Source organism: Streptomyces sp. NPDC028298, assembly GCF_055565895.1.
Genome location: NZ_JBVHTL010000003.1, coordinates 300,513 through 313,777, shown reverse-complemented (window position 1 = coordinate 313,777; position 13,265 = coordinate 300,513). Strand labels below are relative to the sequence as shown.

Annotated in this window: 14 protein-coding genes; 4 read left to right on the top strand and 10 right to left on the bottom strand. The window is 70.7% G+C overall.

The genetic code is table 11. The features are described from left to right. Nucleotides 1-14: 14 nt before the first annotated feature. Nucleotides 15-1,319: a DUF6986 family protein gene (locus tag ACZ4TO_RS16590; protein WP_468024511.1), complete on the bottom strand. Its 1,305-nt coding sequence runs from the start codon at nt 1,317-1,319 to the stop codon at nt 15-17. 217 nt (nt 1,320-1,536) lie between these two features. On the opposite strand from ACZ4TO_RS16590, the gene ACZ4TO_RS16585 reads away from it, so the two are divergent. Further along, nucleotides 1,537-2,436: an endonuclease/exonuclease/phosphatase family protein gene (locus ACZ4TO_RS16585; protein ID WP_385039650.1), complete on the top strand. Its 900-nt coding sequence runs from the start codon at nt 1,537-1,539 to the stop codon at nt 2,434-2,436. Between the two features lie 77 nt (nt 2,437-2,513). Here ACZ4TO_RS16585 and ACZ4TO_RS16580 read toward each other — a convergent pair whose 3' ends face one another. The 4 genes from ACZ4TO_RS16580 to ACZ4TO_RS16565 form a co-directional block, all read right to left on the bottom strand. Further along, nucleotides 2,514-3,476 (bottom strand): electron transfer flavoprotein subunit alpha/FixB family protein, encoded by a 963-nt coding sequence (locus ACZ4TO_RS16580; RefSeq protein WP_361680899.1) that lies wholly within the window; start codon nt 3,474-3,476, stop codon nt 2,514-2,516. Nucleotides 3,477-3,569: 93 nt separating this feature from the next. Continuing rightward, entirely contained in the window at nt 3,570-4,355 is a 786-nt protein-coding gene (locus tag ACZ4TO_RS16575; RefSeq protein WP_361680902.1) for an electron transfer flavoprotein subunit beta/FixA family protein, read from the bottom strand. Between the two features lie 231 nt (nt 4,356-4,586). After that, complete coding sequence (locus ACZ4TO_RS16570; protein WP_468024510.1) at nt 4,587-5,096, bottom strand: flavin reductase family protein; 510 nt, start codon at nt 5,094-5,096, stop codon at nt 4,587-4,589. Between the two features lie 242 nt (nt 5,097-5,338). Beyond that, nucleotides 5,339-5,752: a TlpA family protein disulfide reductase gene (locus ACZ4TO_RS16565; RefSeq protein WP_385039656.1), complete on the bottom strand. Its 414-nt coding sequence runs from the start codon at nt 5,750-5,752 to the stop codon at nt 5,339-5,341. Nucleotides 5,753-5,827: 75 nt separating this feature from the next. On the opposite strand from ACZ4TO_RS16565, the gene ACZ4TO_RS16560 reads away from it, so the two are divergent. Then, nucleotides 5,828-6,244: a DUF4395 domain-containing protein gene (locus ACZ4TO_RS16560; RefSeq protein WP_382786724.1), complete on the top strand. Its 417-nt coding sequence runs from the start codon at nt 5,828-5,830 to the stop codon at nt 6,242-6,244. Nucleotides 6,245-6,429: 185 nt separating this feature from the next. Next, nucleotides 6,430-7,158 carry a lysophospholipid acyltransferase family protein gene (locus ACZ4TO_RS16555; protein WP_382786727.1) on the top strand — a complete coding sequence of 243 codons (729 nt, stop codon included), beginning with the start codon at nt 6,430-6,432 and terminating at the stop codon, nt 7,156-7,158. 37 nt (nt 7,159-7,195) lie between these two features. On the opposite strand, the gene ACZ4TO_RS16550 is transcribed toward ACZ4TO_RS16555, so the two are convergent. From ACZ4TO_RS16550 to ACZ4TO_RS16535, 4 genes are all read right to left on the bottom strand, one after another. Next, complete coding sequence (locus ACZ4TO_RS16550) at nt 7,196-7,768, bottom strand: transglutaminase domain-containing protein (protein ID WP_468024509.1); 573 nt, start codon at nt 7,766-7,768, stop codon at nt 7,196-7,198. A gap of 89 nt (nt 7,769-7,857) precedes the next feature. Further along, on the bottom strand, nt 7,858-8,931 hold the full coding sequence (locus ACZ4TO_RS16545) for a threonine aldolase family protein (RefSeq protein WP_468024508.1): 1,074 nt from the start codon (nt 8,929-8,931) through the stop codon (nt 7,858-7,860). Beyond that, entirely contained in the window at nt 8,928-9,683 is a 756-nt protein-coding gene (locus tag ACZ4TO_RS16540; RefSeq protein WP_382786734.1) for an SDR family NAD(P)-dependent oxidoreductase, read from the bottom strand. The genes ACZ4TO_RS16545 and ACZ4TO_RS16540 overlap by 4 nt, the downstream gene beginning before the upstream one ends. A 41-nt stretch (nt 9,684-9,724) precedes the next feature. After that, entirely contained in the window at nt 9,725-11,122 is a 1,398-nt protein-coding gene (locus tag ACZ4TO_RS16535; protein ID WP_382786737.1) for a DUF6421 family protein, read from the bottom strand. Between the two features lie 579 nt (nt 11,123-11,701). Between ACZ4TO_RS16535 and ACZ4TO_RS16530 the strand changes: the two genes are divergently transcribed. Continuing rightward, on the top strand, nt 11,702-12,385 hold the full coding sequence (locus tag ACZ4TO_RS16530; RefSeq protein ID WP_382786740.1) for a glycerophosphodiester phosphodiesterase: 684 nt from the start codon (nt 11,702-11,704) through the stop codon (nt 12,383-12,385). Nucleotides 12,386-12,628: 243 nt separating this feature from the next. Here ACZ4TO_RS16530 and ACZ4TO_RS16525 read toward each other — a convergent pair whose 3' ends face one another. Beyond that, nucleotides 12,629-13,171, bottom strand: coding sequence for a GNAT family N-acetyltransferase (locus ACZ4TO_RS16525; protein WP_382786743.1), 543 nt, complete (start codon nt 13,169-13,171; stop codon nt 12,629-12,631). Between the last annotated feature and the right edge of the window lie 94 nt (nt 13,172-13,265).

Below are 13,265 nucleotides of genomic sequence, written 5' to 3'. Positions count from 1 at the left end.
CGAGGGCGGCGCCGCTACCGCCCCGCCCCCGTCAGATCCCCCCGTCGCGGACCCGCGAAGCCCTCCAGTTCGGGGCGGGTCAGGCCCGACTCCCGGGCGACCTCGCCCGGGTCCAGGGCGCCGCAGTCCAGGCCTCGGAGGAGGTAGCCGCTGAGGGCCTTGGCCGTGGCGGGTTCGTCCAGGACGTCGCCGGGGGCGTGGCCCGCGTAGCGGGAGAGGCGGGCGGCGGCCTGTCGGAAGCCTTCGCGGTAGAAGGCGAAGACGGCGGCGTAGCGGGTCGGGATGTGGGCGGGGTGCATGTCCCAGCCCTGGTAGTAGGCGCGGGCCAGGGCGCGGCGGGTGAGGCCGTAGTGCAGGCGCCAGGCGTCGTGGACCTTCTCGGTGGGGCCGACGGGCAGGACGTTGGTGGAGCCGTCCGAGAGGCGTACGCCGGTGCCGGCGGCGGCGACCTGCATGATCGCCTTGGCGTGGTCGGCGGCGGGGTGGTCGCTGGACTGGTGGGCGGCGGAGACGCCGAGGCAGGCGCTGTAGTCGAAGGTGCCGTAGTGCAGTCCGGTGGCGCGGCCCTCGGCGGCCTGGATCATCCGGGCGACGGTGGCCGTGCCGTCGGTGGCGAGGATGGCCTGGCTGGTCTCGATCTGGATCTCGAAGCCGATCCGGCCGGGTTCCAGGCCGCGGGCCTTCTCGAACTCCTCCAGGAGCCTGACCATCGCGGTGACCTGCCGCGCGTACGTCACCTTGGGCAGGGTGAGGACGAGCCCGTGGGGCAGGCCGCCGGCCTCCATCAGGCCCGTCAGGAAGATGTCGAGGGTGCGGATGCCCCGGTCGCGGACCGCGGCTTCCATGCATTTCATGCGGATGCCCATGTACGGGGCCGCGGTGCCGTTCTCGTACGCCTCGGCGACGATCCGGGCCGCGCGGGCCGCCGTGGCGTCCTCCTCGGCGTCCGGGCGGCTGCCGTAGCCGTCCTCGAAGTCGACGCGCAGGTCTTCGACGGGTTCGCGTTCCAGCTTGGCCCGGACGCGGTCGTACACGGGTCCGGCGAGTTCGTCGGCGAGGCCGAGGACGGCGGCGAAGGAGGCGGCGTCGGGGGCGTGTTCGTCGAGGGCGGCGAGGGCACGGTCGCCCCAGGAGCGGACGGTGTCGGCGGCGAAGGCGTCGCCGGGGACGTACACGGTATGGACGGGCTGGCGGGTGCCGGGGTCTCCTGGATAGCGGCGTTCCAGTTCGGCGTCGACCGGGGCGAGGGAGGCGCCGATCGCTTCGGTGACGGCCCCCGACAGGCTCGTCGTCACCGTGTCCTGCTGACCCTTACCCATCCGACAGCCTCCTGCTTTCCGCAGTACGGAATCAACAATCTGTTGAATGAAGTTATCCGGCGGGCTTCCCGCGGGTCAACACCCTCGTGGACCACGGGACACGCCCCGGCCCCGCCGCGTTCACTCCCGTCCCGGTCTCCCGGGGCAGACTTTCCCGGTTCCTTGTTCCCCTCCGGTGGTGCGCGCCCCGTCCCGACTCGCGAGCGAAGGAGCACACGTGCCCGACTCCAGGAGAGTGACCCGGCGCACCGGGCTGAGAAACGCGGTGGCCGCCGCGGTCGTCCTGCCGCTGCTCACCCAGGCCCGGGCCTCCGCCACCCGGCGGCCCGGCCCCCGCCCCCGTCTCGACGTCATGACCTACAACCTGCGCTTCGCGAGCGACGTCGAGCCGAACAGCTGGCCGGTGCGCCGTCCGGTGATGCGTGAACTCCTGCGCCGTACGTCGCCCCATGTCATCGGCACCCAGGAGGGCCTCTACCAGCAACTCCTCGACATCGAGGCCGACCTCGCGCCGCACTACAAGTGGATCGGCACCGGCAGGGAGGGCGGAAGCGGCGACGAGTCCGTGGCGATCTATTACGACACCCGGCGCCTGGCCCCGCTGGCACACGACACGTTCTGGCTCTCCGACACCCCCCGGGTGATCGCCTCGAACACCTGGGGCGCCGCGCTCCCCCGCATCGCCACCTGGGTGCGCTTCCGCGATCTGCGGGACGGCGGGCGGCAGTTCCACGTTCTCAACACCCACCTGGACCACGCGAGCCAGTACGCGCGCGTACGGGCCGCCGCGCTCGTCGCCGAACGGATCGCGCGGTTCGATCCGTCCCTGCCGTGCCTGGTCACCGGGGACTTCAACGCGCCGGCGCACCGGAACGAGGTCTACGACATCCTGCTGGGCGCCGGACTCACGGACACCTGGGACACGGCCGCCTCGCGGAGCCCGCTCTACGCGACCTTCCACGGCTACGCCCCGCTGACGCCGGACGGCGACCGCATCGACTGGATCCTGGCCGGCCCCGGCACCGAGGTGGCCCGGGCGTCGATCGACACCTTCTCGCTGCACGGCCAGTTCCCGAGCGACCATCTGCCCGTACGGGCCTCACTGACCCTGGGATGACGAGCTTCGCCGCCCCGGGACGGACGAAGGCCCCCGCGACCGGTGCGGTCGCGGGGGCCTTCCTCAGCGCTTGGGGATCAGCCCTTGCGGGACTTGATCTCCTCGGTGAGCTGCGGGACGACGTCGAAGAGGTCGCCGACCACTCCGTAGTCGACCAGGTCGAAGATCGGCGCCTCGGCGTCCTTGTTGATCGCGACGATCGTCTTCGAGGTCTGCATGCCGGCGCGGTGCTGGATGGCGCCGGAGATGCCGGAGGCGATGTAGAGCTGGGGCGACACCGACTTGCCGGTCTGGCCGACCTGGTTGGTGTGCGGGTACCAGCCGGCGTCGACCGCGGCACGCGAGGCGCCCACGGCGGCACCGAGCGAGTCGGCGAGGTTCTCGATGACCGAGAAGTTCTCGGCGCCGTTGACGCCACGGCCGCCGGAGACGACGATCGCGGCCTCGGTCAGCTCGGGACGGCCGGTCGACTCGCGCGGGGTGCGGGCGGTGACCTTGGTGCCGGTGGCCTTGTCGGAGAAGGTGACCGCGAGGGCCTCGACGGCGCCGGCGGCCGGGGCGGCCTCCACGGCGGCCGAGTTCGGCTTGACCGTGATGACCGGGGTGCCCTTGGAGACACGGGACTTGGTGGTGAAGGAGGCGGCGAACGCGGACTGCGTGGCCACCGGACCCTCGTCACCGGCCTCCAGGTCGGTGGCGTCGGTGATGATGCCCGAGCCGATGCGGACCGCGAGGCGGGCCGCGATCTCCTTGCCCTCGGCGGAGGACGGGACGAGCACCGCGGCCGGGGAGACGGCCTCGTACGCGGCCTGGAGCGCGTCCACCTTCGGCACGACAAGGTAGTCGGCGTACTCGGCGGCGTCGTGCGTGAGGACCTTCACCGCACCGTGCTCGGCGAGCGCGGCGGCGGTGTTCTCGGCACCGGAGCCGAGGGCGACGGCGACGGGCTCGCCGATGCGGCGGGCCAGCGTCAGCAGTTCGAGGGTGGGCTTGCGGACGGCACCGTCCACGTGGTCGACGTAGACGAGAACTTCAGCCATGGGAATGCTCTCCTGCGGATTGCGAAGTCTGAGGGGCGGTAAGCGGGGTGGGCCGCGGCGACGGTCCGGGGGCACGCCCCGGACCCTCGGCGACTAGATGAACTTCTGGCCCGCGAGGAACTCAGCGAGCTGCTTGCCGCCCTCGCCCTCGTCCTTGACGATCGTGCCGGCGGTGCGCGCCGGACGCTCGGTGGCGGTGTCGACCTTGGTCCACGCACCCTCGAGACCGACCTCGTCCGCCTCGATGTCGAGGTCGGACAGGTCCCAGGACTCCACCGGCTTCTTCTTGGCGGCCATGATGCCCTTGAACGACGGGTAACGCGCCTCGCCCGACTGGTCGGTGACCGACACGACCGCGGGGAGGGAGGCCTCGAGCTGCTCGGAGGCGGTGTCGCCGTCACGGCGGCCCTTGACCACGCCGTCCTCGACGGAGACCTCGGAGAGCAGGGTGACCTGCGGGACACCGAGGCGCTCGGCCAGCAGCGCCGGGACGATGCCCGCGGTGCCGTCGGTGGAGGCCATGCCGGAGACGACCAGGTCGAAGCCGGCCTTCTCGATCGCCTTGGCCAGCACCAGCGAGGTGCCGACGGCGTCGGTGCCGTGCAGGTCGTCGTCCTCGACGTGGATGGCCTTGTCGGCACCCATGGACAGCGCCTTGCGCAGCGCGTCCTTGGCGTCCTCGGGGCCGACGGTCAGCACGGTGATCTCGGCGTCGTCCGCGTCCTCGGCGATCTGCAGCGCCTGTTCGACGGCGTACTCGTCGAGTTCGGACAGCAGGCCGTCCACGTCGTCACGGTCGACGGTCAGGTCATCGGCGAAGTGCCGGTCGCCAGTGGCGTCGGGCACGTACTTCACAGTGACAACGATCCTCAAGCTCACGCCGGCTCTCCTACTGCATCGTCATTTCTGGGCTGCCTTCTTTCAGGCAGCATAGGCGCCTGAAGCGGCCGATCCCGGTCGGGGCGGCCCGCGCTCCGAACGAAATATTACTCACCAGTACACCCAGTGGGCGCACACTAAGCAAGCGCTTTGGACTGTGACCTTCGCAACGCTGCGTAACCGGCGAGTAGAACCGGTGAGTAGCAAACCCACTGCCCCCGGCCTGCGGGTTCAGTCACGCAGGCCGTTGAACCGCCCCTGGTGGTACAGCAGGGGGCTGCCCGCGCCCGAGTGATCGCCCAGCACGACCTCCGCCAGGACGATCCGATGGTCGCCGGCGGGCACCCGCACCACGACACGGCACACCAGCCAGGCCAGGACGCCGTCCAGTACGGGAACTTCCTCGGGCCCCTTACGCCAACGGGTGGGCGCGCCGAACCGGTCGGCGCCGCTGCGGGCGAAGGTGGCGGCCAGCTCCCGCTGGTGTTCGCCGAGCACGTGGACGCCGACGTGCCCGGCCTCGGATATCGCGGGCCAGCTCGACGCGCCGGTGCCGATGCCGAAGGAGACGACCGGGGGCTCGGCCGAGACCGAGGTGAGCGAGGTGGCGGTGAAGCCGACGGGACCGCGGGCACCCGAGGCGGTGATCACGGCCACACCGGCCGCGTGACGCCGGAACACCGATCGCAGCAGATCGGGTGATGCGGGCCGTGGGGTGCCGAGGCCGGGCGTGGCCGTCATGGAGCTGTCCTTCTGCGAGTGCCGGCGTGAGGTTCGCGCCGCTCGGGCGGAACCGGGGGCGGGAGACGGTCCTTGGCCGGTCAACAGCCCGGACCGCGCGCGCCCGCGGTGCGGGGCGGGTCCGTGTCGGCGAGCTCGGGGAGAAGGCTGTGCGGTGACATACGGTCAGGCTGACGAGAGGCGGCGGGCGCAGTCAAGGGCGTACGCGCATGTGGGAGATGCCTCACCATGATCGCCACCGGTCAGACGGCCTCGCCGAGCGCCGCGATGACGTCCGCCTTGCGCGGCTGCCCCGCCGCGCGCCGCACGATCAGTCCGTCGGCGTCGAGCACGAGCACCGTGGGTGTCTTGAGGATGCCGAGATCGCGTACGAGGTCCAGGTGGTCCTCGGCGTCGATCTCCACGTGCGACACGCCGGGGACCATGCCGGCCACCTCGCCCAGCACCCGCCGGGTGGCCCGGCAGGGGGCGCAGAAGGCGCTGGAGAACTGCAGGAGCGTGGCCCGTTCCCCGAGGGCCTGCCCCAGCTCCGCCGCGCCGAGCCGCTTTCCTCCGTCGCGCCCGCTCACCCGCACCCTCCCGCTCCGCCGCCGGTGCAGCACTCCGAAGACGCTCGCCGCCGCGAGCACCACCACGCACACCACAAGTCCGCTCATCACATGCACAAGCATTCACGAGACCGCAAAGATTCCCGGGGCCGGGAGGCGTCGTTCGTGCGGAATGCTTGATTCATGGACATCGATGCGAGAGGGCCGCGGTTCGGCGCGGCGGTGACGGCGGTCGTGCTGGCGGTCACGCTGATCACCGGGAGCGTCTGGCTGCTGGCGTGGCAGACGCTGGCGTTCGCGCTGGGCGCGGCGGGCGGCGTGACGCGCTCGCCGTACGGCTGGGTCTTCAGGAAGGCCGTACGGCCGCGGCTCGGCCCGCCGAGCGAGTTCGAGGCGCCGGAGCCGCCGCGGTTCGCGCAGGCGGTCGGGCTCGGCTTCGCGGTGGTGGGTCTGATCGGCTGGACCGTGGGGCCGGGGTGGCTCGGGTCGGCGGCCACCGCGTGCGCCCTCGCGGCGGCGTTTCTCAATGCGGCGTTCGGGTACTGCCTCGGATGTGAGATGTACCTGCTCGTACGGCGTGTGACGGTACGCGCAAAGTAAAGGCGTGTTAAAACCCCGAGGTGGATCAAGGGGCGACGTGACGAGGATCTCGCCGCTACCCGGCACCAGGACTGGCCACCCGTCCGTTCTTCGGGCACGATCTGCGCATTGCCGTAAACCTACGGCAGCGTAACTTTCCCGCCGGGAGACCCCTTCCCAGGCAGAGAGAAGGGTCCACCCCGTCCATGGCAGAGCTTGTCTACCGTCCCGTCGTCGGCCTCGCCCAGACACTGTTCAAGGCGTGGGACCTCAAGATCGACTGCCAGGGATCGGAGAACATTCCGCGCTCGGGCGGTGCCGTGCTGGTCAGCAACCACATCAGCTACCTGGACTTCATCTTCGACGGTCTGGCCGCTCTGCCGCAGAAGCGCCTGGTGCGCTTCATGGCGAAGGAGTCGGTCTTCCGCCACAAGATCTCCGGTCCGCTGATGCGGGGCATGAAGCACATCCCGGTGGACCGCGCCCAGGGCGAGACGGCGTACCAGCACGCGCTGGAGTCGCTGCGTTCCGGTGAGATCGTCGGCGTCTTCCCCGAGGCGACCATCTCGCAGTCGTTCACCCTGAAGAGCTTCAAGTCCGGTGCAGCGCGCATGGCCCAGGAGGCCGGCGTACCGCTCATCCCCATGGCTCTGTGGGGCACGCAGCGGCTGTGGACCAAGGGCCACCCGCGCAACTTCAAGCGCAGCCACACCCCGATCACCATCCGGGTCGGCGAGCCGGTGGAGGCCCCGAAGGACCAGTACGCGGGCGCCATCACGCGGCGGCTGCGCGAGCGGGTCCAGGAGCTGCTCGAATCGGCCCAGCGCGCCTATCCCGTACGCCCCAAGGGTCCGGATGACACCTGGTGGATGCCGGCCCACCTCGGCGGCACCGCGCCGACCCCCGAAGAGGTGCGCGCGGCCGAGGCCCGCTGACCCCTCCCCCTCCGGCCGTGAGGGACGCTTCCCCGCCTCACAGCGCGAGGGGAAGCGTCCTGAGCAGGGACGCCCGGCCCGGGGCCGCTTTCATGGCGCCGATGACGGCCGGGTGCGGTGCGGCGTACAGCCCCGGATAGTCCTGCTCGCCGAGGTCCGGGTCGGGCGCAAAGGCGAGCCGTTCGCCGTCGAGCGAGAAATGGGCGTCGACCCCGGGCTTGTTGCCCCGCGGGTCCTGCCGGTGCCAGGCGCCGTCGAGGCGTACGGCCACGAGCCCGTGCAGCACCTCGAACCTCTGGTAGCAGAACGCGGTGGGGATGTCCTCGGCCCGCAGGAGCGCGGCGAGCGCGTGGGCCTTGGCGTGACAGATGCCGGTGCGCTGCTCCAGGACGTCGGAGGCACGCCAGGTGACCCTCGGGTCACCGGAATCGATCGAGTGCGGGATGGTGTCCCGAACGAACTCGAACGCCGACCGCGCATAGGCATACGAGTCGACGGATCCCTTGGCGAGCCGTGCGGCCGTCTCGCGGACGAGTGGATGGTGATGGTCGACCACCTCGTCGGCGGCCAGATAAGCGGACAGGTCGCTTGTCTCCTGGATCAGCTCCATGCCCGTAGAGCATAGGAATGCGACCACCCGAGAGTCAATGACTTTTCGGATGGTCGCATATCTATGCACTCTGTTCGGTGCTGGCCCCGCTACTGCTGGGCCATCTCCTCCTTGAGCGCGGCGACGAACCCGTCGACGTCGTCCTCGGTGGTGTCGAAGGCGCACATCCAGCGGACGTCGCCCGCCGCCTCGTCCCAGAAGTAGAAGCGGAAGCGCTTCTGGAGTCGCAGGCTGACGTCGTGCGGGAGCCGCGCGAAGACCGCGTTGGCCTGGACCGGGTAGAGGATCTCCACTCCGTGCACGGCGCGGACGCCCTCGGCCAGGCGCTGGGCCATCTCGTTGGCGTGCCGGGCGTTGTGCAGCCACAGATCCTTGGCCAGCAGCGCCTCCAACTGCACCGACACGAAACGCATCTTGGAGGCGAGCTGCATCGACAGCTTGCGCAGGTGCTTCATGTGGCTGACGGCGTCCTGGTTGAGGACGACGACCGCCTCACCGAACAGCGCCCCGTTCTTGGTGCCGCCCAGGGACAGGATGTCCACGCCGACCGCGTTGGTGAACGTCCGCATCGGGACGTCCAGGGAGGCGGCCGCGTTGGATATCCGGGACCCGTCCAGGTGCACCTTCATGCCGTGCGCGTGGGCGTGGTCGCAGATCGCGCGGATCTCCTCGGGCGTGTAGAGCGTGCCCAGTTCGGTGTTCTGGGTGATCGAGACGACCTGCGGCATCGCGCGGTGCTCGTCGTCCCAGCCGAACGCCTGCCGGTCGATCAGTTCGGGCGTGAGCTTGCCGTCCGGCGTGGGCACCGTGAGCAGCTTGAGGCCGCCCATGCGCTCGGGGGCGCCGCCCTCGTCGACGTTGATGTGCGCGCTCTCCGCGCAGATCACCGCGCCCCAGCGGTCGGTGACCGCCTGGAGCGCGACCACGTTCGCGCCGGTGCCGTTGAAGACCGGGAAGGCCTCCGCGCCGGCACCGAAGTGACTGCGGATGATCGTCTGGAGGTTGTCCGTGTACGCGTCCTCGCCGTAGGCGACCTGGTGCCCGCCGTTGGCCAGGGCCAGGGCGGCGAGCACCTCGGGGTGGGCCCCCGCGTAGTTGTCGCTGGCGAAGCCGCGGACGGCCGGGTCGTGATGACGGCGGGCGTCGGTCTTCGGAGGGTTCACGGCTTCTCGGTCAGCCACAGGCGCTTTCCGTTCACTTCGGCGGCGGGCTTGTCCCAGACGCCGACGATGGACTCGGCCAGTTCCGTGACGTCCGTGAAGCCCGCGAACTTCGCGTTCGGTCGCTCGGCGCGCATCGCGTCGTGCACCAACGCCTTCACGACCAGGATGGCAGCGGCGGAGGTCGCGCCGTCGGCGCCCTCGGCGATGCCGGCCTTGCGGAAGTAGTCCGCCATGGCCAGGGTCCAGGCCTCGGCGGCGGCCTTGGCCGCGGAGTAGGCGGCGTTGCCCGCGGTGGGGTTGCTCGCGCCCGCGGCGCTGATCAGGACGTACCGGCCGCGCTCGCTGGCCTGCAGCGCCTCGTGGAAGGCCAGCGTGGTGTGCTGCACCGTGCGGATCAGCAGGAGTTCGAGCAGGTCCCAGTCGTCGAGGACCGTCTTGGTGAAGGTCTCGCTGCCGCGCCAGCCGCCGACGAGGTGGACGAGCCCGTCCACCCGGCCGAAGTCCTTCTGGATGCGCGCGGACCAGTCACGCGTGGACTGGAGGTCCAGCAGGTCGACGGTGTCGCCGACGACCGTGGAGCCGCCGTGCGCGTAGCGGGCCGCGTCGACGGCCTCCGCCAGCCGCTCCGCGTCGTTGTCCGCGCCGATGACGGTCGCGCCGGCTTCGGCCAGCCTGAGCAGCGCCGCCCGGCCGGCGGGTCCACCCGCGCCCGCCACCGCGATCACCGCACCGCTGAGAGCCCCGTTCCCCATGGTCTTCGCCTCCTGAGCAATGTTCTCGCTACCGCGGTCGGTCACGCGGCGACCCGCTCGGAGCCGGCCGCGGTGATGCCCTTGGTGGAGGCGATCACGTTCTTCAGCTTCTTGGAGAGCGCCTCATAGAACATGCTCAGGGGAAACTCGTCCGGAAGCACGTCGTCGACGAGCTTGCGCGGCGGCAGGGACAGGTCGAGGGCGTCGGGACCCTTGGCCCAGCGGGAGCCGGGGTGCGGGGCGAGGTAGGTGGAGACGAGCTCGTACGCCTTGAACCAGTGGACGAGCTTGGGGCGGTCGATGCCGGCTCGGTAGAGCTCCTCGATCTCGGAGCAGAGCTGGTTGGTGACCTGCGGGGCGCGCTGCCAGTCGATGTGCAGCTTGTTGTCGGTCCAGCGGACGACGTCGTGCTTGTGCAGGTAGGCGAAGAGGAGCTGGCCGCCCAGACCGTCGTAGTTGCGCACGCGGTCGCCGGTGAGCGGGAAGCGGAACATACGGTCGAAGAGGACGGCGTACTGCACGTCACGGCCGTGCTCGTTGCCCTCGGCCTCCAGCTTCACGGCCTCCTTGAAGGCGGTGAGGTCGCAGCGCAGCTCCTCCAGGCCGTACATCCAGAACGGCTGGCGCTGCTTGATCATGAAGGGGTCGAACGGCAGGTCGCCATGGCTGTGGGTGCGGTCGTGGACCATGTCCCAGAGCACGAAGGCCTTCTCGCAGCGCTCCTGGTCGTGGACCATGGCGGCGATGTCCTCGGGCAGTTCGAGGCCCAGGGTGTCCACGGCGGCCTCGGTGACGGCGCGGAAGCGGGCGGCCTCGCGGTCGCAGAAGATGCCACCCCAGGAGAATCGTTCCGGCGCCTCGCGCACGGCGATGGTCTCCGGGAAGAGGACGGCCGAGTTGGTGTCGTACCCGGCGGTGAAGTCCTCGAACGTGATGCCGCAGAACAGCGGGTTGTCGTAGCGGGTGCGCTCCAGCTCGGCCAGCCACTCGGGCCACACCATGCGCAGCACGACCGCTTCGAAGTTGCGGTCCAGGTTGCCGTTCTGGGTGTACATCGGGAAGACGACCAGGTGCTGGAGGCCGTCCTCGCGGTTCGCGGCGGGCTGGAAGGCCAGCAGCGAGTCCAGGAAGTCGGGCACCTCGAAGCCGCCGTCGGCCCAGCGGCGCAGGTCCTTGACGAGCGCCTCGTGGTACGCGGCGTCGTGGGGCACGAGCGGCGAGAGCGCGTCTATCGCCTCGGCCACCCGGCGCACGACCGCCTCGACGTCTGCGGCGGCGGGGGCGCCGTCCGCCTGGAGGTCGATGGAACCGTCAGCGGACTGCCAGGGCCGAATCTGCTCCACGGCAGCCTTGAGCACGGGCCACGCCGGGTGCTCCACCACCCTGGCCACGGGAGGAACCCGCTCCTCCGAACCCACCTGCACAAGAACTTCCGTCATGTCCCATCCTCCACAGGAAAACCTCGCGTATGGACACCGTATGTATGCGAGGTTCCGTTACGCAAGAGGAAAGCCGGGAGATTATCCTGCGCACCCCCCGTCTTCACCGCTCTTTTTCCTGTCTGACACCGTCCATGCGATGACATGCGCCACAGCTTCCCGGGCGGCACGGGCGTCGGCCGGAACCTCCGGACAGCCGAACGGCCGGTGGAACACACCCCGTTGGCCGCTCCCGGCGACCCGTGCCACGGCTTCCCCGGCCACCTCTTTGCGCCCCTTCCCGCAGACTGGTGGTGTACGCGTGGCCCTCGTCACGCCGAGGGTCTCCGGGCCCCGGTCATGGTGAGGTTCGCCGGGCCCCGGTCATGGTGGGGTTCGCCGGGCCTCTGGTCCCGTCCGTGCTCGCGGTGCGGCGCCCGTCCCGGCGCTCCCGCCGCGCCGTGTGAATCCGACACTCCCATTGCACGGCGTAGGAACGGGTACACAGCACAGCCAGGCCATTAGGCTGCGGCCTGCCGCGTGGCCGCCCGTCGGAACCACGCGCGAGCCGAGCCGCCGTCGACGGAAGCGAGTCGAATCTTGAACTTCCTCACCATCGGTCACCGCGGAGTGATGGGTGTCGAGCCCGAGAACACCCTCCGTTCCTTCATCGCCGCCCAGAACGCGGGCCTCGACCTCATCGAACTCGATCTGCATCTGAGCAAGGACGGCGCCCTCGTCGTCATGCACGACGCCGAAGTGGACCGTACGACCGACGGCACGGGGCCGATCGCCGACAAGACGCTCGCGGAGCTGCGCACGCTCGACGCGGGCCACGGCGAGCGCGTCCCCGTGTTCGAGGAGGTCCTGGAGGCGGTCAGGACGCCGTTGCAGGCAGAGATCAAGGACGTGGCGGCGGCCAGGGCGCTCGCCGAGGTGATGCACCGCAAGGACCTCGTCGGACGGGTGGAGGTGTCGTCGTTCCACGACGAGGCGATCGCCGAGATCGCCCGGCTGGTGCCGGGCGTCCGTACCGCGCTGATCGCGAGCCGCTACGGGACCGACGTGGTGGACCGCGCCGTCGAGGCCGGTGCCGCGACCGTCTGCCTGAACATCCGCAGGCTGAGCCTGGAGGTCGTCGAGCACGCCCGCAAGGCCGACCGGAAGATCATCGGCTGGGTCGTGAACACCCAGGACCACCTCCGGCTGGTGCGCGCTCTGGAGCTCGACGGCGCCACGACCGACTACCCCGAGATCAAGCGCACGGGCCGTTTCACGGCGTAGCCGGACGAAGCCGGGCCCGCGCCGTTCGAGGCGATGTTCGCGAGGTTCGCGGGCCGTCCGACGGCCGCTCGGCGGGGACGCGCCGAGCGGCCCGACCGGCGGCCGTGGTCGATGCCCCGGCCCCCGTCCGGGCCGGGAGGGCTCGGCCGCCGAGCGAGGTCGGACGAGTGGGTGCAGGCGGGTGGGTTCGGACGCGTGGGTTCAGGCGAGCGGGTGCAGGCGGGTGGGTTCCGACGAGCAGGTTCAGACGAGCGGCTTGACCAGCAGTTCGAAGCGCAGGTCGTCGCGCTGCGGGACACCGAAGCGCTCGTCGCCGTACGGGAAGGGCGTCATCCGGCCCGTACGGCGGTATCCGCGCCGCTCGTACCAGGCGATGAGGTCCTCGCGCACGGAGATCACGGTCATGTGCATCTCCGTGGCGCCCCACACCTCGCGGACCGTCCGCTCCGCCTCCGCGATGATCACCTTGCCGAGCCCGCCGCCCTGGAGCGCGGGGCTGACCGCGAACATGCCGAAGTAGGCGTGGTCGCCGCGGTGCTCGAGCTGGCAGCAGGCGACGAGCGCGCCGTCCCGCTCTACGGTCAGCAGCCGGCTGTCGGGTGCCTCGACGATGGCGCGGACCGCGTCGGCGTCCGTCCGCTGACCGTCGAGGATGTCCGCCTCCGTGGTCCAGCCGGCCCGGCTGGAGTCACCTCGGTACGCCGACTCGACCAGCGCGACCAGCGCGTCCACATCGCTGTCGACGGCGTCGCGGAAGGTCAGTCCGGTGGCGGCGGCGGTTTCCATGGCGGCGGTTCTCCGATCGGTGACACGGCAGGGCACGCCCGAGCGTAACGCTCCCCCGGGAGCGGACCGACAGGTCCCGTGGCCTGTCGGGTCC